This window comes from Rhodococcus sp. 27YEA15, from assembly GCF_049739425.1.
Classification (GTDB): domain Bacteria; phylum Actinomycetota; class Actinomycetes; order Mycobacteriales; family Mycobacteriaceae; genus Rhodococcus_F.
This window is the reverse complement of record NZ_JBMHHW010000001.1, coordinates 2,880,950-2,903,147: the sequence shown is the minus strand read 5'-3', so window position 1 is coordinate 2,903,147 and position 22,198 is coordinate 2,880,950. Positions and strand designations below refer to the sequence as shown.

Genomic DNA, 22,198 nt, shown 5'->3' with positions numbered 1-22,198 from the left:
GGCACCTCGTAGAGAAGTGGTGATGACCGATGACCTCGCTGGTCTACTTTTCCAGCGTGTCGGAGAACACCCACCGATTCGTCCAACGGCTCGGTTTACCTGCGACACGCATTCCCATTCGTGACCGTGACGGCTCGTTCCAGGTCGACGAGCCCTTCGTCTTGATTCTTCCCACCTACGGGGGCGGAACCACGGCGATGGGCCGTGACACCAGTTATGTGCCGAAGCCGGTCATTCGTTTTTTGAACAACATTCACAACAGGTCGTTGATCCGAGCAGTGATCGCGGCGGGGAACACCAATTTCGGTGAATCCTATTGCTATGCAGGAAACATCATTTCCCAGAAATGCCAAGTTCCCTATCTGTACCGGTTCGAACTCATGGGCACTGCCGAGGACGTCGAACGGGTTCGAGAAGGCTTGGGGGAGTTCTGGAATCATCTCGAAGCAGAGAAGGAGCACGGGCAGTGGCGCCAACCATCACTGACACCATCGCGGCAGGAAGTGTAGAGCGGGACGCACGCGGCGGTGATTCCACCAACGGCCTCGACTACCACGCACTCAATGCCATGCTCAACCTGTACGACGCCAACGGTGAAATCCAGTTCGACATGGATGTCGCCGCAGCCCGGCAGTACTTCCTGCAGCACGTCAACCAGAACACCGTGTTCTTCCACAATCTCGACGAGAAGCTCGACTACCTCGTCGAGGAGAACTACTACGAGCCCGAGGTGCTCGATCAGTATTCACGCACGTTCGTGAAGTACCTGATCGACCAGGCATACGCCAAGAAGTTCCGATTCCCGACCTTCCTCGGCGCGTTCAAGTACTACACCTCGTACACGCTCAAGACGTTCGACGGTAAGCGCTACCTCGAGCGTTTCGAGGACCGTGTCTGCATGGTGGCGCTCACCCTGGCCGCAGGCGATGAAGATCTGGCCGTCAAGCTCGTAGACGAGATCATCGCCGGCCGCTTCCAGCCTGCCACCCCCACTTTCCTCAACTCCGGCAAGAAGCAGCGCGGCGAGCCCGTTTCCTGCTTCCTGCTGCGCATCGAAGACAACATGGAGTCCATCGGGCGTTCCATCAATTCGGCCCTGCAGCTGTCCAAGCGCGGTGGCGGAGTTGCTCTGCTGCTCACCAACATTCGTGAGCACGGCGCCCCGATCAAGAAAATCGAGAACCAGAGCTCGGGTGTCATCCCGATCATGAAGCTCCTCGAGGACTCGTTCTCCTACGCCAACCAGCTCGGTGCCCGTCAGGGCGCCGGAGCGGTGTACCTGCACGCGCACCACCCCGACATCTACCGCTTCCTCGACACCAAGCGTGAGAACGCCGACGAGAAGATCCGCATCAAGACGCTGTCCTTGGGTGTCGTGATCCCGGACATCACCTTCGAACTGGCGAAGAAGAACGAGGACATGTACCTGTTCTCGCCGTACGACGTCGAGCGCATCTACGGCGTACCGTTCTCCGATATCGACGTCTCCGAGAAGTACTACGAGATGGTCGACGACAAGCGAATCCGCAAGTCCAAGATCAAGGCTCGCGAATTCTTCCAGACCGTCGCCGAGCTGCAGTTCGAGTCGGGCTACCCGTACATCATGTTCGAGGACACGGTGAACCGGGCCAACCCGATCGACGGCAAGATCACGCACTCGAATCTGTGCTCGGAGATCCTGCAGGTGTCCACCCCGTCCGAGTTCAACGACGACCTCTCGTACTCGAAGGTCGGCAAGGACATCTCCTGCAACCTGGGTTCGCTGAACATCGCGAAGACCATGGACTCACCGGATTTCGGCCGGACCATCGAAGTGGCAATCCGCGGGTTGACGGCCGTCTCCGATCAGACACACATCTATTCGGTGCCTTCGATCGAAGTAGGCAACAACGACTCTCACGCCATCGGCCTCGGTCAGATGAACTTGCACGGATACCTCGCTCGTGAGCGAATCTTCTACGGCTCCGAAGAGGGCATCGACTTCACCAACATCTACTTCTACACGGTGCTGTTCCACGCTTTGCAGGCGTCGAACAAGATTGCCATCGAACGTGGTTCACACTTCAAGGGTTTCCCGCAGTCCAAGTACGCCTCGGGAGAGTTCTTCGACAAGTACACCGATCAGGCCTGGGAGCCGGCAACCGACAAGGTTCGCGGACTCTTCGCCGATGCGAAGCTGCACATCCCCACCCAGGACGACTGGCGTGAGCTGAAGGCTTCCATCCAGAAGCACGGTATCTACAACCAGAACCTTCAGGCCGTCCCGCCGACCGGCTCGATCTCGTACATCAACTACTCCACCAGCTCCATCCACCCGGTGGCGTCGAAGATCGAGATTCGTAAGGAAGGCAAGATCGGCCGCGTCTACTACCCGGCGCCTTACCTGACCAACGACAACCTGGAGTACTACCAGGATGCCTACGAAATCGGGTACGAGAAGATCGTCGACACCTACGCGGCTGCGACGCAGCACGTCGACCAGGGACTGTCCCTGACCCTGTTCTTCAAGGACACCGCCACCACTCGCGACATCAACAAGGCGCAGATCTACGCGTGGCGCAAGGGCATCAAGACGCTGTACTACATCCGTCTGCGTCAGATGGCACTCGAAGGCACCGAGGTCGAGGGCTGCGTTTCCTGCATGTTGTAAGGGGGCTCCGCCCCCTGTGCGCCTTTTCGGTAGTGACCGCTACCGAAAAGGCGCACAGCCGAACGAAGTGAGGAACTTAATGGTCAAGCTGGTCAGTCGCGTTTCCGCGATCAACTGGAACCGCGTCCAGGACGAGAAGGACGCCGAGGTGTGGGACCGCCTCGTCAGCAACTTCTGGCTCCCCGAAAAGGTGCCGGTCTCCAACGACATCCCGTCCTGGGGAACCCTGACCGCCCAGGAAAAGCAGCTCACGATGCGTGTCTTCACGGGTCTGACGTTGCTCGACACCATCCAGGGCACCGTCGGGGCGGTCAGCCTCATCCCCGACGCCATCACCCCCCACGAAGAAGCGGTGTACACCAACATCGCCTTCATGGAATCGGTGCACGCCAAGAGCTACAGCTCCATCTTCTCCACGCTCGCCGCGACACCCGACATCGACGACGCGTTCCGCTGGTCGGAAGAGAACCCGAACCTGCAGCGCAAAGCGCAGATAGTGCTCGACTACTACAACGGTGAGTCGCCGCTCAAGCGCAAGGTCGCCTCGACGCTGCTCGAGAGCTTCCTCTTCTACTCCGGTTTCTACCTGCCGATGTACTGGTCCTCACGGGCCAAGCTCACCAACACCGCCGACCTGATCCGCCTCATCATCCGCGACGAGGCCGTGCACGGCTACTACATCGGCTACAAGTACCAGAAGGGTCTCGAGCAGCTCACCGAGCCCGAGCGCGAAGAGCTCAAGAACTACACGTTCGAGCTGCTCTTCGAGCTCTACGAAAACGAAGTCGACTACACCCAGGACCTTTACGACGGCGTCGGCCTGACCGAGGACGTCAAGAAGTTCCTGCGCTACAACGCCAACAAGGCCCTCAACAACCTCGGTTACGAAGGCCTCTTCCCGAAGGACGAGACGGATGTCAATCCGGCTATCCTGTCGGCACTGTCGCCCAACGCCGACGAGAACCACGACTTCTTCTCCGGCTCCGGCAGCTCCTACGTCATCGGCAAGGCCGTCAACACCGAAGACGACGACTGGGACTTCTAGAGCGAGCTGATCACGCACAACAGGAGATCCGCTGCCACGAGCTCGACGGGCAGTGGATCTCCTGTTGTGCGGGGAAATGATGTGCGTCCGGCCTGTTTCGAAGCCGGCCCCAATCGTAAGTGGTTGCTTCCGACAGTGTTACGCCGTCGGATGGGCACTGGCGCCGACCGCTTCAGCGTACTGCTCGGACAGTGACCGTACTCGCACGTGAGGAACCGGTCGGCGATCGTCAGCGGGCAAACCAGGCCTGCGGCTTATCGTCGAGTGCCTTGGCCAGTCGCAGTTGCGAGGTGTCGGTCAGATCGGCGGGTAAGTCGTCGGGTGCGAACCAGGCCACCTCGAGATTTTCGTCGTCCGCGACGTGTGCGTCGCCACCGATCCACCTCGCCACGAAGCAGACGTCGAGGTACCGGGAGATGTCGCCGTTGGGGTAGGTGATCGGCTCGGTGACGTCCACGCTGGTGATGCGGACCAGTTCGATGTCGACTCCTGCCTCTTCCTTCGCTTCACGCACCGCCGCCGAGGACGGTTCTTCGCCGGGTTCGAGGATCCCGGACACCACTGCCCACTGGCCGCTGTCGGCCCGACGGGTCAGCAGGACACGACCGGCCTCGTCGCGGATGACCACGCTGACTCCCGAGAGCCACAGCGGGGCGTGACCGACCTTCTCGCGCAGGCGGAGTACAAAATCGGGAACCGGCATCGTTGTCAGCTCGAATAGCCGTTGAAGGTGGCCTGCAGGTCGTCCAGCACGGCGCGTGCCGCCGTGAGGCCGTTGCCGTTCCAGATCTGATCCTCGGCGACGAACACGCGTCGATCCGCGACGGCGCCGAGATCCTGCCACTGATCACTTTTCATCACGTCGATGCCGTAGCTGCGTCCGCCGGATCCGTCGAACAGCACGTAGATGATGTCGCCTTCGGCATCGGCGAGGCGATCGGCAGGGATGTCGGCCGTCGGAGTATCGGTCAGACGCTGGACCGGCGGCCGCTGTGCGCCGATGTCGCCGAGGATCTGCCCGGGAAAGGACGCCGGCCCTTCGAGCTGCACATTCCTGGTACCGAACCGGACAACCGAGGCCTGCGATTGTGATGCGTTCAACGAGGCGCCGACACGGGTGGCGTCCTCCTCGTAACGTCGAAGTTCTCCGGCCGCCGCTTCCGCCCGGCCCAAAGCTTGACCGGCCAGCGCGAACTGCGCCTTCCAGTACACCGGATCGCTGCCGGCGAAGACGGTGGGAGCCACCGCGCCGAGCTTCGCGTACAAATCATCCGACGTGGGCGTGGAGCCGAGGATGAGGTCGGGTTTCGTGTCGGCGATCGCCTCGACATTCGGTGCACTCACCGGACCGATGCTGGGGATGTTCGAAATACCGGTACCGAGGTACGACGGCTGAGGTGAGTCGACACCGGTGGCTGCGCCCACGACGCGTTCCCACAGACCGAGAGCGCAGACCGCGTCCATCGACGCACTGTCGAGCACGACGATCCGCTGTGGATCGGACGGAACCTCCGACGTGCCTTCGGTGTGGACGACGTGTCGGTTCACGGCCGGCCCCGCTCCGCTGTCGGCCGCGGTCTGGGCCGGGCAGGCGGCAGCGGTGTCTCGCTCGATACCCATCACGGACGCGCCGGCGATAGACGTGGTGGTGCGGACGATGGTGCTCGCCGGATCGCCCGAGGAATCCGACGTGCACCCGGCCACGACGAGCATGGCGGCGGTGAGACCGAATAGGGAGATACGGCTGGCGGTCGCGCGAGAGAGTGCAGACAAGTCGACGGCTTCCTGTGTTGGCGGGCGCCGTTCAGGTTAGCCGTTGGACTCCGGTACCTCGAACGCATCCGACAGATCGTCGAGGATGAGGTGAGCACCCTGGATGCTCACGGGCGTCATCCAGCGTGCGTCGTCGACGTCGACGACGCGGCCGTGCAGCATCTTCCACAGCGGGCTCTCGAGGAACGGTTTGGCGGCCGCAGCACTCTTGCCGTCCGGATCGTGCCAGGTGGTGACGAAGATGACGTCGGCGTCGACGTCGGTGATCAACTCGGGACTGATCGCAGACATGATGCTCGACGGATCAGCGGGGTCGGGGCCCTGGTTGTCCGGCCGTCTGATTCCCGCATCCTGCAGGACGATGCCGCTGAACGAGGTGGTGCGGTACAGCCGGGCGGTAGGTTCACCGGCGAATCGGACCACGGACACGACGGGATTGTCGGCCTTGGCGTTGATCTCGGCGCCGACTGCCGACGCGCGGGCCTGATACTCGTCGATCTTCTGATCGGCAAGTGATTCCTTGCCGAGCGCTTCGCCGACCAGACGGATGTTCTCTTTCCACGTCGGTCCGGTGCTTCGCGTGAAGACGGTGGGTGCGATAGCCGACAGTTGGTCGTATCGCTTGCCGTCGCGTACCTCGGCGGAAATGATCAAGTCGGGCTGTAGTGCCGCGATCTTCTCGAGGCTGGCTTCGCCGACCTTTCCCACGGACACGGCGTCGGCGGCAAATTCGTCGCGGGACGAACCGAGGTAGTCGGGGAGTCCGTCCTCGCGATAGTCCACATATCCGACCAGGGGCGATTCGAGGAGAAGGACGGCATCGGTGAAACTGTTGTCAAGGGTGACGATGCGCTGCGGTGCCGACGGGATAGTGGTGGTGCCACGGAACTGCTCGACCGTACGGGGGAACGAGTCCGAACCGGTGGTTCCGGCGGCCGGCGCCGCGGATTCGGAAGAACTCGAGCAGGCCGGGACGATCAGAGCGATCGAGACGGCAAATGCCATGACGGCGGTGTGGCGTGGTCGGAATTTCACGTGCTTGGATCCCCCGTAGTCGATGTGAGTTAGGCAGACCTTATCAGCGGAGTGGGTCGAGAGCCGAGCGAGGCAGTGGCCTGTGGCGGATGCGACACGCCGGATCCGGTGGTGTGATGGAAGGCGCCGGGAACATAAACCGCAGGTCGTTCGTTGCCGCCGCGCGGAAACGGCCACTCGAGTACGACGCAGAGTAGGACCGGGTCGCGGTGGCCGGGAGTCACGGTCTACGATTCGATGAGCGCAAGCCAGAGACCGCCATCCCGCAGCCCGGGGTGTCGGACGACAGGAGCGGAGCCGGCGGCGCGACCAACGGCTCTGAAGCGGAGCCTGCGGAGCGACCAAAGGCACAATCAGGAGGATCAGTGACTGCCGTAGCGCCCCAGCCAGTCCCCACGATAGCTGCAGCCAGGCCTTACCCGCCGCGGCAGGGACCCAAGGGCTCATTCATTTTCAAGATGATCACGACCACCGACCCCAAGGTGCTCGGGATCATGTACTTGGCGACTTCCATTGCCTTCTTCCTCATCGGCGGCCTGATGGCCCTGATGATGCGTGCGGAACTCGCCGTCCCCGGCATGCAGTTCCTCTCGAACGAGCAGTTCAACCAGCTGTTCACCATGCACGGCACCATCATGCTGCTGCTGTACGCGACGCCGATCGTCTTCGGTTTCGCCAACTACATTCTTCCGCTGCAGATCGGCGCGCCCGACGTGGCGTTCCCGCGTCTGAACGCGTTCAGCTACTGGCTGTACCTCTTCGGCGCGATCATCACCACCGCGGGCTTCGTGACGCCCGGTGGCGCTGCCGACTTCGGTTGGACGGCATATACCCCGCTGACCAGCGCGCTGCACAGTCCGGGCGTCGGAGCCGACCTGTGGATCATGGGTCTGGCCGTTGCCGGCCTGGGCACCATCCTCGGTGGCGTCAACATGATCACCACGGTGATCTGCCTGCGTGCACCCGGTATGACCATGTTCCGTATGCCGATCTTCACCTGGAACATCTTCATCACCAGCATCCTGATCCTGCTGGCGTTCCCGCTGCTGACCGCCGCGTTCATGGGTCTGTTCGTCGATCGACACCTCGGTGGTCACATCTTCGACCCGGCCACCGGCGGTGTGCTGTTGTGGCAGCACCTGTTCTGGTTCTTCGGTCACCCCGAGGTGTACATCATCGCGCTGCCGTTCTTCGGTATCGTTTCGGAGATCTTCCCGGTCTTCAGCCGTAAGCCGATCTTCGGCTACAGCGGTCTGGTGTACGCGACGCTGGCCATCGCCGCTCTCTCGATCGCGGTGTGGGCTCACCACATGTACGCCACCGGAGCCGTGCTGCTGCCGTACTTCTCGTTCATGACGTTCCTGATCGCCGTGCCGACAGGTGTGAAGATATTCAACTGGATCGGCACGATGTGGAAGGGACAGTTGACGTTCGAGTCACCGATGCTCTTCTCGCTCGGCTTCCTGATCACCTTCCTCTTCGGTGGTCTCTCCGGCGTCATCCTCGCCAGCCCGCCGCTCGACTTCCACGTCACCGACAGTTACTTCGTCGTCGCGCACTTCCACTACGTGGTCTTCGGCACGGTCGTGTTCGCCACATACGCCGGTATCTACTTCTGGTTCCCGAAGATGACCGGTCGCATGATGGACGAGCGCCTGGGCAAGTGGCACTTCTGGACCACGTTCGTCGGTTTCCACGGCACGTTCCTCGTCCAGCACTGGCTCGGTGCCGAGGGTATGCCGCGTCGCTACGCGGACTACCTGCCCTCCGACGGCTTCACCACGCTGAACACGATTTCGACGATATTCGCGTTCGTCCTCGGCGCCTCGACGTTGCCGTTCATCTGGAACGTGTTCAAGAGCTACCGATACGGTGAGATAGTCACCGTGGACGATCCATGGGGTTACGGCAACTCGCTCGAATGGGCAACCACCTGCCCGCCGCCGCGACACAACTTCACGGAACTTCCACGAATCCGTAGTGAACGTCCGGCCTTCGAGCTGCACTACCCGCACATGGTCGAGCGGATGCGCGCCGAAGCCCACGTCGGCCCGGGTCACGGCGGCAAGAACGTGAGCCAGGTTCTCGAAGACGCCCGCCACGAGCCGATCACGGTCGATGGTGAAGGCGAGCCCGGAACCGACACCCACCGGTAATACCGGCGTCAGATGAACAACGACAAGGCCCCGCCCGAATCCGGGTGGGGCCTTCTCGTTTGGCACACAGCTCGATTCGAACACACGAATGTCCTTCGCGGCGCGAGCCCAAAAAAATATGATCGGAGTTTTCGGTGGGTGCATTGGACACCACTGTTCTGGTGACTGTGACCGGATTGGATCGGCCCGGCGTCACCTCCGTACTGTTCGCGACTTTGGCGCGGCACGACGTGAGCCTGCTCGACGTCGAACAGGTAGTGATCCGTGGTCGGCTCACCCTCGGCGTCCTCGTCGTCTGCCCCAGCGACCCGGAATCGCTGCAGGAAGAACTCGAAGAGGCGATGGCGACTGTCGGCATGAACATCGACATCGAGATCGGTGCCGATCAAGGCCGTCCGGCGATTTCCACACACGCAGTAGTCGTCCTCGGTAGCCCGGTCAACGCGCGTGCCATGCGATCCGTCGCCCGCGAACTGGCAAAGCAGGGTGCGAACATCGACTCCATCCGGGGCGTCGCCGACTACCCCGTCACGGGCCTCGAACTGAGCGTCAGCTCTGCGGGAACGGACGAGGCCGACACCAACCTGCGCACCGGCCTGGCCGAGGTCGCCGCTCTCGAGAATGTCGACATCGCTGTCGAGCGGGCCGGTCTTGCACGTCGCGCCAAGCGCTTGATCGTCTTCGACGTCGACTCGACTCTCGTCCAGGGCGAGGTCATCGAGATGCTGGCTGCGAAGGCGGGAGTCGAAGACGAGGTTCGGGCGGTCACCGAGGCCGCGATGCGTGGCGAGATCGACTTCACCGAATCGCTGCATCAGCGGGTGGCGACACTTGCCGGGCTGGACGCGTCCGTCATCGACGAGGTCGCGGAAAGCATCGAACTGACGCCGGGGGCGCGCACCACCATCCGTACCCTGCGTCGTCTCGGATTTCACTGCGGTGTGGTCTCCGGCGGGTTCCGCCAGGTCATCGAAGGTCTCGCCCACGATCTGGAACTCGACTTCGTGCATGCGAACACCCTCGAGATCGTCGACGGCAAGCTGACCGGGCGCGTGATCGGCGAGATCGTCGACCGTGCCGCCAAGGCGGTGGCGTTGCGGAAGTTCGCCGACCAGGTGGGTGTGCCGATGGAACAGACCGTCGCAGTGGGGGACGGTGCCAACGACATCGACATGCTCAATGCCGCCGGCCTCGGTATCGCGTTCAATGCGAAGCCGGCGCTCCGCGAGGTTGCCGATGCAGCGCTGTCCCACCCGTTCCTCGACGCGGTGCTCTTCGTCCTCGGGGTGACCCGTGACGAGGTCGAAGCAGCCGACGCGCGCGACGGCGTCGTTCGGCGCGTTCCCATCACGTGATCGGCGACGAGGCACCGGCATCGGGTCCCGACGCGGGTTGGCGTGCCCGCCATGCGGTGCTGGCGGGCGGATACGGCGGACGCGACGATCCGCAGGACCCGGCGGCAGTATTGGCGATGCCGATCGTTCTACACATTCCGAAGGCCGCACCGCCGTCCCGGACTGCCCTGCTCGAAGCCGCGGCGTCGGCAGCGGTGGCGTTATGCCTGGACGAGCGAGTCGGCGTATCTGCCGACGGCGAACCAGGGCCGTGGCACGAGGACTACTCGGCCTGGGTCGGCGCGCGCATTCGTAAGGTGTCGCGGCGGGCGCGTGGCGCTCAGTGGACTGCCGCCCAGGGCGTGGACGGGATCACCGTCGAGGTCGGGGGCGCCCAAGCGAGAGCGCTCGTGCCCGGACCGGTCGGTCTTCTCGATCCGCGGGTCAAGAAGTTGCAAATCGGTGGGACAGATCTCGAGCACGACGATCCGGGCCCGCCCGAGGCCGGGCTACCGGTGCTGTGGGTCGATCCCACCCTGGAGATGACGGTGGGCAAGGCGTCGGCTCAGGTGGGCCACGCGTCGATGTTGTTGGCTGCGGCGATGGCAGATCAACGGTGTTGGGAGTGGGCACGCACCGGATTCCGATGCTCGGTCCGAGAGGCGACGCCGGCGCAGTGGCGTACTGCCGTGGACCGTCTCGGGCGCTCCGAGGCGATAGCCGTTCGCGATGCCGGATTCACCGAGGTTGCTCCTGGTTCGATGACCGTGATCGCCGTCCCGGGATAGGCCTTCGGGAACAGTCCAGTTCCGGCAACTTGGCTATGGATGATCGGTCCAGTGAGCCGGAAGATGGTCGAGTGCTTATTCGTCGTTTCATCTCGTTGTTCGTCGGGTTGTGGTTGTACGGGTTCTCGATGGCCATGATGATCACCGCCGGCCTGGGGCTCGATCCGTGGGATGTGTTCCACCAAGGCGTTTCCCGGCACGTCCCGCTCAGTTTCGGGGTGATCACGGCGGTCACCGGGGTGGTGGTTCTCCTGCTCTGGATACCACTGCGGCAACGCCCGGGCTTCGGGACGGTGGCGAATGTGGTCGTCATAGCCATTGCAGTGGATACCTCACTGGCCTTCTTGCCGGTGTTCGAGTCGATACCGGTTCGTGCCACCATTCTGGTCGCCGGGATCTTCCTCAACGGTCTTGCCGCGGTGCTCTACATCGGAGCGGGTATGGGGCCGGGGCCCCGCGACGGGCTGATGACCGGTCTGGTTGCGCGCACCGGGTTGTCGGTGCGCTTGATCCGCACCTGCATCGAGGTAGCGGTTCTGGCCACCGGCTGGCTGCTCGGCGGTACCGTCGGCGTCGGAACCGTGCTCTACGCCGTCGCGATCGGGCCGATCATTCAGCTGTTGGTCAAGGTGCTTCCCGATTCGATGGGGGCTGCCGTGGTCGGTGACCGCCGCTCCGATCGCAGGGCCACGACGGTCGGGCCGCTCAACGACACCTCGGATCCGGCCGAGACGGGATCGGTCGAGATCGGCTCTCCGGACGCGGTCGACGAATCGAATACCGGGACCAGCGATCTCGAGAACCAGTCCGGCGTTGCGACCGTCACCCGAGCGGGGCCGCCGGAGTGCAGGACGAGTAGCCAGCTGTAGTCACCGAGCGGGCGCCCCGACTTGTCGTGCGAGCGAACGTCCGCCCCGTCGATCCACGCCTGAAGCGTGCGCTGCGAGTCGTCGTACCAGGCCAGGTCGTCGAATTCGATTCCGTCGACGTCGAACCACACCAGGTCGGGTCGGGCGATCCGGCGTCGACCCTCGAAGAATTCCGGTTGCCGCAGAGCTGGTGCGCTGCGGCGCAATTCGAGCACACGGGAGAGGAACCGAACCAACGACCGATCCGCGCAGGCCCAGTTCAGCGGCCAGGAGTCGGCGCCGGCTGCATGCTCGGGGACACAGTACGCGTTGTTGTTGCCACCCAGGCTGTGCCCGAACTCGTCTCCTGCGGTGATCATCGGTGTACCGGTCGAGAGGATCAGGGTGGCCAGTAGCGCGCGAACGTGTCGTGACCGGGCCTCGAGTATCGCCGGATCGTCGGTGGGTCCTTCGATTCCGTGGTTGTCCGAATCGTTGTGGTCGGTCCCGTCACGGTTGTCTTCACCGTTGGCCTCGTTGTGTTTGTCGTTGTATGCCACCAGATCTGCGGCAGTGAATCCATCGTGCGCGGTGACGAAGTTGATCGACGCCCAGGGCCGTCGCCCGGCGCCGCCGAACACGTCCTCGGAACCGGCAATTCTCGACGCCAGTGTCCGTACGCCAGTTCGGCCATTCCAGAACTGTCGAATTGTGCTGCGGTACTTGTCATTCCACTCCGACCACTGTAGTCCGAAATTGCCGACTTGATATCCGTCGGCCGTCGCGTCCCACGGTTCGGCGATCAGTTTGCGCCGCGTCAGAACGGGATCGGCGGAAATGGCGGACAACACGGCGGCACGTTGGTCGAAGGAACCTCCACGCGATCGACCGAGTGCACTGGCCAGGTCGAAGCGGAAGCCGTCCACTCCCAACTCGGTGGCCCAGTAGCGGAGGCTGTCGGTGATCATGCGCACTGCTATCGGTGAACTCGCGTCGACGGTGTTGCCGCACCCGGTCAGGTCGACGTCCCGGCCGTCACCGTCGAGCAGGTAGTACCCGGGTCCGTCCAAACCTCGCCAGCTGACGCTGATTCCGTCGACACCCTGTTCGCAGGTGTGGTTGTAGACGACGTCGAGGATCACCTCGATTCCGGCGGCGTGCAGGGTGTCGACCATGATGCGGAACTCGGTGACCTCGTTGCCGGGTGTGGACGCGTAGCCGGGATGCGGTGCGAAGTACGAGGCTGTCGAATAGCCCCAGTGGTTGCGCATGCCCCGCTCGCGAACGCTGCTCTCGGTGAGAAATGCCTGGACCGGTAGCAGTTCCACCGCGGTCACGCCCAGGGACCGGAGATGGTCGATCACCGCAGGGGCGGTCAGGCCCAGGTACGTGCCGCGGTGCGGCTCGGGGACGTCCGGATGAACGGCCGTGTACGCGCCGACGTGAAGCTCGTAGATCACGGTCTCCTCCCACGGTGTCTCGAGCCGTACCGTGGACGGCTGCAATGGGGGAGTGACGATGGCGAGGGGCACGTTGCCGAGCGAGTCGACGGCGGACGGTTCGCCGAACGGATCGCCGTCGTGGGCCAGCAGTGTCCGGTGATCGCCGAGTTCACCGACGATGCGGCGGGCCCACGGATCGAGTAGCAACTTGTTGGTGTTCATCCGAAGCCCGGCGCGCGGATTCCACGGACCGCTCGCCCGGAACCCGTAACGCCGGCCGGCGCCGACACCGGGCACGATGGCATGCCAGATGCCGTACGTGTGTTGACGGAGTTCGATCCGTTCCTCGGAACCGTCGGAACCGATCAGACAGACGTACACCGTGGATGCGGCGGGAGCATGCACGGCGAACTGGGTTCCGCCGTCGACGACGGTGGCACCGAGTGGGAACGGAGAGCCCGGAATCTGGGGGTGAGATTCGATGAGAAGCGACACGCAAGGTGATCCTGCCGTGGATGCCCGGAGAATGTGCGAGAAGATAGTCCGGTGCCGCTACCTGATCCTGATCTGCTCATCGATTTCGACAACGTACTCGTCCGCCGGGGTGGAACCACTCTGGTGGGTCCGGTCACCTGGAAAGTAGAGCTCGACGAGCGTTGGGTGGTCTTGGGACCCAACGGCGCGGGCAAGACCTCGCTGCTGCGGATAGCTGCGGGAGAGAGTTTCCCCACCAGCGGCACCGCACACCTGTTGGGCGAGGTTCTCGGGCGTGTCGACGTCAGCGAACTTCGCCCGCGGATAGGACTGTCGTCGTCCTCGTTGGCAAATCGGGTTCCGGCCGACGAGAAGGTCAGTGACCTCGTCGTCTCGGCGGGCTACGCCGTGCTCGGGCGTTGGCGTGAGGCGTACGAGACGATGGACACTTCGCGCGCCGTCGAAATGCTCGAAAGTCTCGGTGCGCAGCATCTGGCCGACCGAACGTACGGAACTCTCTCCGAAGGTGAGCGTAAGCGGGTGTTGATCGCCCGAGCGTTGATGACCGATCCCGAACTGCTGCTACTCGACGAGCCGGCTGCCGGGCTCGACCTGGGTGGGCGTGAGGATCTGGTGGCCAGGCTCGCGGAGTTGGCAGCCGATCCGGATGCTCCCGCCACCGTCCTGATCACACACCACGTCGAGGAGATTCCGCCGGGATTCACTCACGCCCTTCTGCTCAAGGAAGGCGGCGTGGTCGCCCAGGGACTGCTCGACGAGGTGATCACGGCCCAGAACCTGACCGAGGCGTTCAGTCAGCCGATCAGCCTCGATCACGTGGACGGACGGTACTTCGCTCGGCGCACCGGGAGCGTGACCGCGCACTGACGCCTCGGCGAGATCGACGACCTGACAAGTGACGTCGATCTCGCACCGCGTAAGTTCCAAATACATGGCTGACGTGAACGAGAACCAGGTACCCACTCCCAAGGACGCTTCCACGGTGATCCTGGTCCGAGATGCCGAGTCCGGCATCGAGGTCTTTCTGATCCGGCGCGTCCAGGCGATGGCGTTCGCGGGTGGGATGACGGTGTTCCCCGGCGGCGGCGTCGACAAGTCGGATGCGACGGCGGAGGTGGAGTGGGCCGGTCCGTCACCGCAATGGTGGGCAGAGCGTTTCGGAACCGACGTGGCTCGCGCGAAGTCACTGGTCTGTGCCGCCGTCCGGGAGACGTTCGAGGAGTGTGGCGTGTTGTTGGCCGGGCCGACGGCCGACAGCATCGTCGCCGATACGTCCGGTTATGCGCAGGATCGGGCGGCGCTGGAAAAGCACGAGCTGTCCTTCAGCCAATTCTTGAAGAAGGAGAACTTGGTTCTGCGCACCGATCTGCTCCGCCCGTGGGCGAACTGGATCACGCCGATCGGCGAAGCGCGTCGATACGACACCCGGTTCTTCGTCGCCGCCGCGCCGGACGGTCAGATCGCCGACGGTGTGACGTCGGAGGCCGCGGAGGTTCGCTGGCAGAGCCCGCAGGATGCCCTGACACACTGGCGTGGCGGCGGCAGTGTCCTGCTGCCGCCGACGTGGTCGCAGCTCACGCATCTGGCCGAATTCACCTCGGTGGCGCAGATCTTGGCGGCCGAGCCGCAGATCCCCGTCATCCTGCCGACGTTGATCACGGACGACGAAACCTTGCGGGTGGAGTTCCCGAATCAGGAGGGTTACTACATCGCCGGACCGCATCCGTGGTCGGCGCGGACGGCCAAGTAGCCTCTCGAGCATGGCTGAATTCGTAACTCTCGAGGTGTCCGACGGCGTCGGCACGATCCGTCTGGCGCGCCCGCCCATGAACGTCTTGAACCGACAGGTCCAAGACGAACTTGCCGCAGCGGCCCGAGCGGCGACCGTGGACAAGTCGATCGAAGCGGTCATCGTCTACGGCGGAGAGAAGGTCTTCGCGGCCGGCGCCGACGTGAAGGAAATGGCCGAGCTCGACTACGGCCACATGCGGGACGCGATAGCCGGAATTCAGGGCGGTCTCGGTGCGCTCGCCTCGATCCCGAAGCCCACCGTCGCCGCGATCACCGGATACGCCCTCGGCGGTGGACTCGAAGTGGCACTGTCCGCGGACCGTCGCATCGTCGGCGACAATGCCAAACTGGGAGTACCCGAAATTCTGCTCGGCATCATTCCCGGTGGCGGCGGAACTCAGCGTCTGGCCAGGCTGATCGGACCGGCGAAGGCGAAGGATCTGGTGTTCACCGGTCGGTTTGTCGGGGCAGACGAAGCCTTGGCGATCGGTCTGGTGGATCAGGTGGTCGCACCCGACGACGTGTATACAGCAGCGCGGACATGGGCATCACAGTTCGTCGGCGGTGCCGGCCGGGCTCTCGCCGCTGCCAAGGCTGCGATCGACGAAGGGTTGAACACCGATCTCGAGACGGGTCTCAAGCTGGAGCAGCATCTGTTCGCGGGTCTCTTCGCCACCAAGGATCACCAGATCGGTATGGATTCGTTCATCGCGAACGGTCCGGGGAAAGCCGAGTTCACCGGAGAGTAAATTCACCAAAACTAGAACTTGTTCATCACTTACTACCGAGTAGGATAGTCGCCATGACTGCCAGCCCGAATGACGACGCAACCGTCACGCCACCCGACGCCGTCGAGACTCCCGTGGTCGACCCAGCACCACGGCCGCATGCCACGGTGGAAGAGGTCGAGGCCGCTCGGAAAGACACCAAACTCGCCCAGGTGCTCTACCACGACTGGGAAGCGGAGACCTACGACGAGAAGTGGTCGATCTCGTACGACGAACGCTGCATCGATTACGCGCGCGGTCGATTCGACGCCGTAGCAGGCGACCAGCCGCTGCCGTACGAGCGTGCTCTCGAACTGGGCTGCGGAACGGGCTTCTTCCTGCTCAACCTCATGCAGGGCGGGGTCGCCAAGACCGGCTCGGTCACCGACCTGTCGCCCGGCATGGTCAAGGTTGCACTGCGTAACGCCGAGGGGCTCGGTCTGCCCGTCGACGGTCGCGTCGCCGACGCGGAGACCATCCCGTACGAGGACAACACCTTTGATCTCGTCGTCGGTCATGCGGTGCTCCATCACATCCCGGACGTGGAGAAGTCGCTGCGTGAGGTCATTCGTGTCCTCAAGCCCGGCGGGCGGTTCGTCTTCGCCGGTGAGCCCACCACGGTCGGAAACTTCTACGCACGCTGGCTCGGCCGGGCGACATGGGAGGCCACCACTCGCATCACCAAACTGCCGTTTCTCGCAGACTGGCGCAGGCCGCAGGCCGAACTCGACGAGTCGTCGCGCGCCGCTGCGCTCGAGGCCGTCGTCGACATCCACACTTTCGACCCCACCGACCTCGAGAACATCGCGAAGGCCGCCGGAGCCGATCAGGTCCACGCCGCCACCGAGGAGTTCGCCGCGGCGCTTCTCGGCTGGCCGGTGCGTACCTTCGAGGCTGCAGTTCCGCCGGAGAAGCTCGGCTGGGGCTGGGGCCGTTTCGCTTTCGGTGGGTGGAAGAAGCTCAGCTGGGTCGACGAGAAGATCTTGCGGCATGTGGTTCCTCGCGGATTCTTCTACAACGTGATGATCACCGGCGTGAAGCCCGGAAGCTGACATTGGGCTACGACTTCACGCCGAGCGATGTGACCTATCTCGGAAGCGATTGCGCAGCAGAGGCTTTGGCGGAGGTGGATCGGCTCGAACTGTCCACGCGTACGCGCCTGGCCGACATCGGCCGGGCGCGTACGCGTTTCGGTGATCGCATGCCCGCGCTGGTCGATACCGTCCTGCTTCGGCGCAAAGCGGCCGCGAAGCTGCCGGGCAGTGCGAACTGGTTGTTCACCGACGACGCGATGCAGCAGGCGACTCCCGGATCGGTTGCAGCGCATCGTGCGCAGCGGCTTCGTGGGCGTGACGTCCATGACGTGACGTGCTCGATCGGTGCGGAGCTGTATGCGCTCACCGGTGTCGCCGCCACGGTGATCGGCAGCGACATCGATGCGGTGCGACTGCAGATGGCTCGGCACAATGTGCCGACGGCAACACTGCTGCGCGCCGATGCGCTGCGTCCGACGACGCGAGGCACCGTCGTTCTCGCAGATCCGGCTCGCCGTTCCGGTGGCCGCCGGACCCACGATCCGGCGGCGCTCATGCCGCCGTTACCCGATCTTCTCGACGTGTACCGGGGCCGTGATCTGGCGGTCAAGTGCGCTCCCGGCCTCGATTTCGACAACCTCGGCTGGGACGGGGAAGTGGAGATCGTCTCCCTCGACGGTGGTGTCAAGGAAGCGTGCCTGTGGTCTGCCGGGCTCGCGAAGTCGGGTGTGACGCGTCGGGCGTCGGTGCTCCGATCCGACGGTACCGGCTGGGAGATCACCGACGCCGAGGACGACACCGTCGAGGAGAAGGCACCCGGTCGGTGGATCGTCGATCCGGACGGTGCGGTGGTGCGGGCCGGTCTGGTGCGCCACTACGCGGCGCGCCACGGCCTGTGGCAGCTCGATCCCCGGATCGCGTATCTGACCGGAGACAGCGTCCCGGACGGCGTGCGCGGCTTTCGTGTACTCGAGCAGATCAAGTACTCCGACAAACTGCTGCGTCAGACGTTGGCCAAGTACGACTGCGGTGTCGTCGAGATTCTCGTTCGCGGTGTCGATGTCGATCCCGCGCTGCTTCGTCCACGTCTCAAGCTCAAGGGTGCCACGTCGTTGAGTGTGGTGATCGCCCGAACAGGGCGTTCGGCATCGGCGTTCGTCTGTGAAGCGCCCCGAGCCGTGTGACGGGATCTGATCGGCTACTTGAACACGAACAGTTCACCGAGAGCGCTCGGTACCAGTACCTCGCCAGTGGGACCCACGGACGTCCCCACGGTGGCTCCTACCGCGCCGGGCAAGGTGTCCTGATCCAGGGTCTCGCCGGAGGTGGTGTCGAAGGTGAGCAGGCTGACCGCAGTGGTTCCGTCGCCGACGACGACGTACCCGGTGTTGCCCGCACTCTGCGCCGGGACTCCGAGGAGCACGAGATCCTTGCGCTCCCATACGAGTTCGGCATCGTCACCTTTATCTCTGATCGCGAGAAGATGACCGTTGGACCCGCCGCCCGGAATGATCAGGCCGTCGTCGGAGACGGATGTGTTGCCTGCGGAGTCGAATCCGAGGTCGTAACTCCACTTGCTCGCACCGCTGTCGGCGTCGAGTGCCCACAGCGTGCCCTTGGCATCGGTGGCGTACAGGGTAGTGCCGTCCTGGGACAGGCTGGGACTTGCCACGGCGCCCCCTGCCGCTGCCTGACTCGACCACTCGCGGGTGATCGACGGACTGTCGCCACCGGTGTATTTCATTGCAACCACCTGTCCGGTCTGCGCGCCGGGCGGTGTGAAGGTGAAGTAGAACCTGCCGCTCTCGAGGTCCACCGCGGGAATGCCCGCCACCACGCAACCCGATCCGCCCAGGAAGCAGTCGTTCAGGCCTAGATCGTCCGGGATCAGGTCGGCGTCGGAGTGGGTGTCCGCGCTCGGCGGTGGAACGAGATCGAACGACGGCACCACCTTGGCTCCGGTTTGTGGATTGAGCACGTTGACCTGGCCGAGTTGGGTCACGAACAACAGATTGCCGTCGCCGGTGAACTGGGCGGACAGCGGTGTACCGACGGTAAGTGTTCGCCAGCGCAATTGTCCGGTGTCGGCGAAGGAAAGTATTGCACCGCTCTCGCCGACGTAGGTGTTGGTGGCTCGATCCACCAGGGGAGTCGACGCGACGACACCGTCGTTGAGTCGTGCGCACCATTTCTTGCGGCCGGAATCGAGCTGGAACGAGAACAGATTGCAACCGTTCTCGGTGCGCGCGGTGACGAAGCTCTGGCCGCTCGAGCCGACGGACGCGGATCCGGCCACCGGGCCGCCGAGCGGACGGGAGAAGGCGAAATCGAGATCACGGGAGCCCGCGACCGAGGTGCTGCCGCTGTTGTGGGCGTCCGAGTGTGCGGCTGCCCAGCCGGGTGTTGCGTACCGATCGACGATGTCGCTGCTGCTGCAACCGGTGAGAACCATTGCGGCGACCGCCGTCATCGCCGTCACGGACGACCATAGGACCCGCCGCATCACACACTCCCTGCCTTGACTACGAACTTCACTGTCGGTTCTCCGGTCCAGAGACTATCCCGCCGACCTGTATGTGACGGGGCACACCCCGGGAGCCGGTGAGTCCGTCCACGTAGTCTCAACAGTCATGACGAGTATGTGGGGCGCACCGTTGCGCACGAGGTGGCGAGGATCACGCCGACGCGACAGCGAGCAGGCGAAGTTCTTGACCGTCGACTCCCTCAAATGGGTTGTGAGGAACAAGGCATACACACCGTGGTATCTGGTGCGGTACTACCGCCTTGCGAAGTTCAAGCTGGCCAATCCCCACGTCATCGTGCGGGGCATGGTGTTCCTCGGTAAGAACGTGGAAATTCACTCCACCCCTGATTTGTCACGCCTCGAGATCGGGCGGTGGGTGCATATCGGCGACGGCAATGCCATTCGGTGCCACGAGGGTTCGCTGCGGATCGGCGACAAGGTTCGTCTTCGGTAAGGACAACGTGGTCAACACGTATCTCGACATCGAGATCGGTGCGTCGACGCTGGTGGCCGACTGGTGCTACATCTGCGATTTCGACCATCGCATGGACGATGTGAACACTCCGATCAAGGATCAGGGCATCGTGAAGGGCCCGGTCCGGATCGGTCCGGACACCTGGGTTGCGGCGAAGGTGACCGTGCTGCGTAACACCCGCGTGGGCCGTGGCTGTGTGCTGGGGGCTCACGCGGTCGTCAAGGGGGACATCCCCGATTACAGCATCGCTGTCGGCTCGCCGGCGAAGGTTGTCAAGAACCGGCGGGTCGACTGGGAAGCCGGCGCGGCGAAGCGGGCCGAGTACGTTGCCGCACTGGAAGACATCGCGCGCAAGAAAGCGGCTGCCGACTCCGAGGCGTGATGCCAGTCCGGCGTGATGACCGTCGGGCGTGATCACCGTCCGGCGTTCACCGCGGTAAGCAATGCCGGGGTCTCGTCGCCCCGCTCAGGAGTTCGGGCCTCTGGGCGGGAACGACGTCGGGTGTAGATGGTTCTCGGCAACCGCCACCGCACGTCGCGCAGAACCGTTCTGCGCATCAAAGCCAGAAGCGCGGCGACACCGGTGACTGCCATCCACATCGGCAGAGGATAGAGGGTGAGTCGTTCGCCGAGGCCGAAAGTCAGTGTCCGGCCCATCAGAAGTACGGCACCGAGTATCCCGGTTGCGGCACAGACCCCGGACCATATCGATATCCATCGGTGGTGATTCCAGAAGCGGAAGGCCATCAGCGCCAGGACGGCGTGGCGGGCGATGAATCCGGGAAGAACCGCAGTCCAGTGGACGAACGTTCCGTCATTGGCCGGAAACAGCCCCGTGGCGGCGGTGCTCAGTGCCACGACGACGGCGAGCCCGAGTATCCATTTCTTGGACCGTCCGGGTGGAATGTACCTGTGCAGCAATGCTGCTCCCGCAATGGTCAACGCACCGAGGATCATGAACGCCGCATTCATCACCTCGTGCATCGGTGAACACGAATCGGCGCTGCAGGTGGTCACACCCAGCGAGCTGATCGAGTCTCGGGCGAAACTGTACGGAGTCTTCCAGGCGTCGGCGGTCACTATCTCGACGAGGAGATAGAGCACGGACAGTACCCAGGCTGTTCCGGCTGCGCCTAGGCGAAGGTTATGAGTGATCGTGGTGCTCCCTTACCGCTGTACGGAGGGTTTGCACCTCTGTCTGAAGTTCGCACGCGGCAGGGGGCACCGTGAGCTGGACAGTTGCCACGCTACGGTAACAATCTGATATCAGCCTGTGAAACAGCTCAGGCGGAGGCGCGTATGTGTGTAAGGGAAGTGCTGATCGCCTGCCGGAAACGGTCGAGCATGGTCTCGACGAGCAACGGGTGCGCACCGATGGTGTCCGCGAACAAGGCGCCGGGGTGAGCGTCGGCCGCCGCGTTGCCCAGGCGATCGGTCAGCAGACCGGGGGCAAGGAACCACGGGGCCACCACCACCCGCGTGGCGCCTCGGGCACGAAGATCGGCGATCGCATCACTGACGGACGGTGTCGTGGATGTGGCAAAGCAGATTTCCACGCCCGCCCATGCCGTGCCGGCCGCCAGATCATCGGTGACGGCGGCGGTGTCGGCGTTGGCCTGCTCCTGAGACGAGCCCACCGCTGCCAGGGCGACACCGACCGTCGGATCGCCTTGGCGTACTCCGGTCTCGAGGATGCGATCACGCACCGCGGTAACCAGGCGGGGGTCACGGCCGAGGACAGCTGCCTGGGTGATTGCAAGGTACGGATGACGCGAGCGTGCGGAGGCAAGCAATGCCGGGAGGTCGACCTTGGCGTGGAAAGCGCTGCCCAGCAGCATGGGAACCATTACCGCGGCGCGATATCCGTCGGCGGCCACACCGTCGACTACCTGATCCACCGAAGGGGCGGTCAAGTCCAGAAAGGCCGGCCTGACGTCGAGATCCGGCCGAGCACGACGAAGCGCGTCGACGGCAGCCGTGATCACCCGAGCAGAGCGGGGATCACGGCTGCCGTGCGCGACAGCTATGAGCGCAATCATCC

18 protein-coding genes and 2 pseudogenes are annotated in these 22,198 nt (G+C 63.8%); 13 read left to right on the top strand and 7 right to left on the bottom strand.

Annotated elements, in window-relative coordinates:
* Window positions 1–29: 29 nt before the first annotated feature.
* The 3 genes from nrdI (at window position 30) to nrdF (ending at window position 3,695) form a co-directional block, all read left to right on the top strand.
* Window positions 30–509 (top strand): class Ib ribonucleoside-diphosphate reductase assembly flavoprotein NrdI, encoded by a 480-nt coding sequence (gene nrdI, locus ABH922_RS13460; RefSeq protein ID WP_424807386.1) that lies wholly within the window; start codon window positions 30–32, stop codon window positions 507–509.
* Entirely contained in the window at window positions 467–2,650 is a 2,184-nt protein-coding gene (gene nrdE / locus ABH922_RS13455) for a class 1b ribonucleoside-diphosphate reductase subunit alpha (RefSeq protein ID WP_424807385.1), read from the top strand. Before nrdI ends, nrdE begins: the two co-directional genes overlap by 43 nt.
* A 79-nt stretch (window positions 2,651–2,729) precedes the next feature.
* Window positions 2,730–3,695 carry a class 1b ribonucleoside-diphosphate reductase subunit beta gene (gene nrdF / locus ABH922_RS13450; protein ID WP_424807384.1) on the top strand — a complete coding sequence of 322 codons (966 nt, stop codon included), beginning with the start codon at window positions 2,730–2,732 and terminating at the stop codon, window positions 3,693–3,695.
* Between the two features lie 229 nt (window positions 3,696–3,924).
* Here the strand turns inward: nrdF and ABH922_RS13445 are convergent, their stop codons facing one another.
* The 3 genes from ABH922_RS13445 to ABH922_RS13435 form a co-directional block, all read right to left on the bottom strand.
* A complete protein-coding gene (locus ABH922_RS13445) occupies window positions 3,925–4,398 on the bottom strand; it encodes an NUDIX hydrolase (RefSeq protein WP_424807383.1) in 474 nt (157 codons plus the stop codon).
* 5 nt (window positions 4,399–4,403) lie between these two features.
* Window positions 4,404–5,408 (bottom strand): iron-siderophore ABC transporter substrate-binding protein, encoded by a 1,005-nt coding sequence (locus ABH922_RS13440; protein ID WP_424809670.1) that lies wholly within the window; start codon window positions 5,406–5,408, stop codon window positions 4,404–4,406.
* Window positions 5,409–5,504: 96 nt separating this feature from the next.
* Complete coding sequence (locus ABH922_RS13435; protein ID WP_424809669.1) at window positions 5,505–6,473, bottom strand: ABC transporter substrate-binding protein; 969 nt, start codon at window positions 6,471–6,473, stop codon at window positions 5,505–5,507.
* 395 nt (window positions 6,474–6,868) lie between these two features.
* On the opposite strand from ABH922_RS13435, the gene ctaD reads away from it, so the two are divergent.
* From ctaD to ABH922_RS13415, 4 genes and pseudogenes are all read left to right on the top strand, one after another.
* Entirely contained in the window at window positions 6,869–8,659 is a 1,791-nt protein-coding gene (ctaD, locus tag ABH922_RS13430) for a cytochrome c oxidase subunit I (protein ID WP_424807382.1), read from the top strand.
* 134 nt (window positions 8,660–8,793) lie between these two features.
* Window positions 8,794–10,014, top strand: coding sequence for a phosphoserine phosphatase SerB (gene serB / locus ABH922_RS13425; RefSeq protein ID WP_424807381.1), 1,221 nt, complete (start codon window positions 8,794–8,796; stop codon window positions 10,012–10,014).
* Entirely contained in the window at window positions 10,011–10,781 is a 771-nt protein-coding gene (locus ABH922_RS13420) for a peptidyl-tRNA hydrolase (RefSeq protein WP_424807380.1), read from the top strand. The genes serB and ABH922_RS13420 overlap by 4 nt, the downstream gene beginning before the upstream one ends.
* A 35-nt stretch (window positions 10,782–10,816) precedes the next feature.
* A pseudogene (locus ABH922_RS13415) lies at window positions 10,817–11,509 on the top strand (YczE/YyaS/YitT family protein); the annotation flags it as partial.
* Here ABH922_RS13415 and glgX read toward each other — a convergent pair.
* A complete protein-coding gene (gene glgX / locus ABH922_RS13410; protein ID WP_424807379.1) occupies window positions 11,395–13,566 on the bottom strand; it encodes a glycogen debranching protein GlgX in 2,172 nt (723 codons plus the stop codon). The pseudogene ABH922_RS13415 and the gene glgX sit on opposite strands and share 115 nt — an antisense overlap.
* A gap of 51 nt (window positions 13,567–13,617) precedes the next feature.
* Here glgX and ABH922_RS13405 point away from each other — a divergent pair, with 51 nt between their 5' ends.
* The 5 genes from ABH922_RS13405 to ABH922_RS13385 all read left to right on the top strand — a co-directional run bounded on the left by ABH922_RS13405 (window position 13,618) and on the right by ABH922_RS13385 (window position 18,342).
* A complete protein-coding gene (locus ABH922_RS13405; RefSeq protein ID WP_424807378.1) occupies window positions 13,618–14,433 on the top strand; it encodes an ABC transporter ATP-binding protein in 816 nt (271 codons plus the stop codon).
* A 64-nt stretch (window positions 14,434–14,497) separates the two neighbouring features.
* The gene (locus tag ABH922_RS13400) at window positions 14,498–15,316 is read left to right on the top strand and encodes an NUDIX hydrolase (protein WP_424807377.1); all 819 of its coding nucleotides are present in this window, start codon (window positions 14,498–14,500) and stop codon (window positions 15,314–15,316) included.
* A 10-nt stretch (window positions 15,317–15,326) separates the two neighbouring features.
* Complete coding sequence (locus ABH922_RS13395) at window positions 15,327–16,106, top strand: enoyl-CoA hydratase/isomerase family protein (protein WP_424807376.1); 780 nt, start codon at window positions 15,327–15,329, stop codon at window positions 16,104–16,106.
* A 53-nt stretch (window positions 16,107–16,159) separates the two neighbouring features.
* Window positions 16,160–17,176, top strand: a complete 1,017-nt coding sequence (locus tag ABH922_RS13390; protein WP_424807375.1) for a class I SAM-dependent methyltransferase — start codon at window positions 16,160–16,162, stop codon at window positions 17,174–17,176.
* A gap of 2 nt (window positions 17,177–17,178) precedes the next feature.
* Window positions 17,179–18,342, top strand: a complete 1,164-nt coding sequence (locus ABH922_RS13385; RefSeq protein WP_424809668.1) for a THUMP-like domain-containing protein — start codon at window positions 17,179–17,181, stop codon at window positions 18,340–18,342.
* Between the two features lie 14 nt (window positions 18,343–18,356).
* Here ABH922_RS13385 and ABH922_RS13380 read toward each other — a convergent pair whose 3' ends face one another.
* Window positions 18,357–19,661 (bottom strand): PQQ-binding-like beta-propeller repeat protein, encoded by a 1,305-nt coding sequence (locus ABH922_RS13380; RefSeq protein WP_424807374.1) that lies wholly within the window; start codon window positions 19,659–19,661, stop codon window positions 18,357–18,359.
* Window positions 19,662–19,788: 127 nt separating this feature from the next.
* Between ABH922_RS13380 and ABH922_RS13375 the strand changes: the two are divergent.
* Window positions 19,789–20,539 (top strand): annotated as a pseudogene (locus tag ABH922_RS13375) (acyltransferase).
* A gap of 32 nt (window positions 20,540–20,571) precedes the next feature.
* Here ABH922_RS13375 and ABH922_RS13370 read toward each other — a convergent pair.
* Window positions 20,572–21,261: a DUF998 domain-containing protein gene (locus tag ABH922_RS13370; protein ID WP_424807373.1), complete on the bottom strand. Its 690-nt coding sequence runs from the start codon at window positions 21,259–21,261 to the stop codon at window positions 20,572–20,574.
* Window positions 21,262–21,440: 179 nt separating this feature from the next.
* Entirely contained in the window at window positions 21,441–22,196 is a 756-nt protein-coding gene (locus ABH922_RS13365; protein ID WP_424807372.1) for a sirohydrochlorin chelatase, read from the bottom strand.
* Window positions 22,197–22,198: the final 2 nt, after the last annotated feature.

Excerpts from the sequence above, each read along its gene's own strand:
- ABH922_RS13380 (WP_424807374.1), bottom strand. The coding sequence starts at position 19,661 with ATGCGGCGGGTCCTATGGTCGTCCGTGACGGCGATGACGGCGGTCGCC.
- nrdI (WP_424807386.1), top strand. The coding sequence starts at position 30 with ATGACCTCGCTGGTCTACTTTTCCAGCGTGTCGGAGAACACCCACCGA.
- ABH922_RS13400 (WP_424807377.1), top strand. The coding sequence starts at position 14,498 with ATGGCTGACGTGAACGAGAACCAGGTACCCACTCCCAAGGACGCTTCC.
- ABH922_RS13445 (WP_424807383.1), bottom strand. The coding sequence starts at position 4,398 with ATGCCGGTTCCCGATTTTGTACTCCGCCTGCGCGAGAAGGTCGGTCAC.
- nrdF (WP_424807384.1), top strand. The coding sequence starts at position 2,730 with ATGGTCAAGCTGGTCAGTCGCGTTTCCGCGATCAACTGGAACCGCGTC.
- ABH922_RS13390 (WP_424807375.1), top strand. The coding sequence starts at position 16,160 with ATGACTGCCAGCCCGAATGACGACGCAACCGTCACGCCACCCGACGCC.
- ABH922_RS13365 (WP_424807372.1), bottom strand. The coding sequence starts at position 22,196 with ATGATTGCGCTCATAGCTGTCGCGCACGGCAGCCGTGATCCCCGCTCT.
- ABH922_RS13435 (WP_424809669.1), bottom strand. The coding sequence starts at position 6,473 with ATGGCATTTGCCGTCTCGATCGCTCTGATCGTCCCGGCCTGCTCGAGT.
- ABH922_RS13395 (WP_424807376.1), top strand. The coding sequence starts at position 15,327 with ATGGCTGAATTCGTAACTCTCGAGGTGTCCGACGGCGTCGGCACGATC.
- ABH922_RS13440 (WP_424809670.1), bottom strand. The coding sequence starts at position 5,408 with ATGCTCGTCGTGGCCGGGTGCACGTCGGATTCCTCGGGCGATCCGGCG.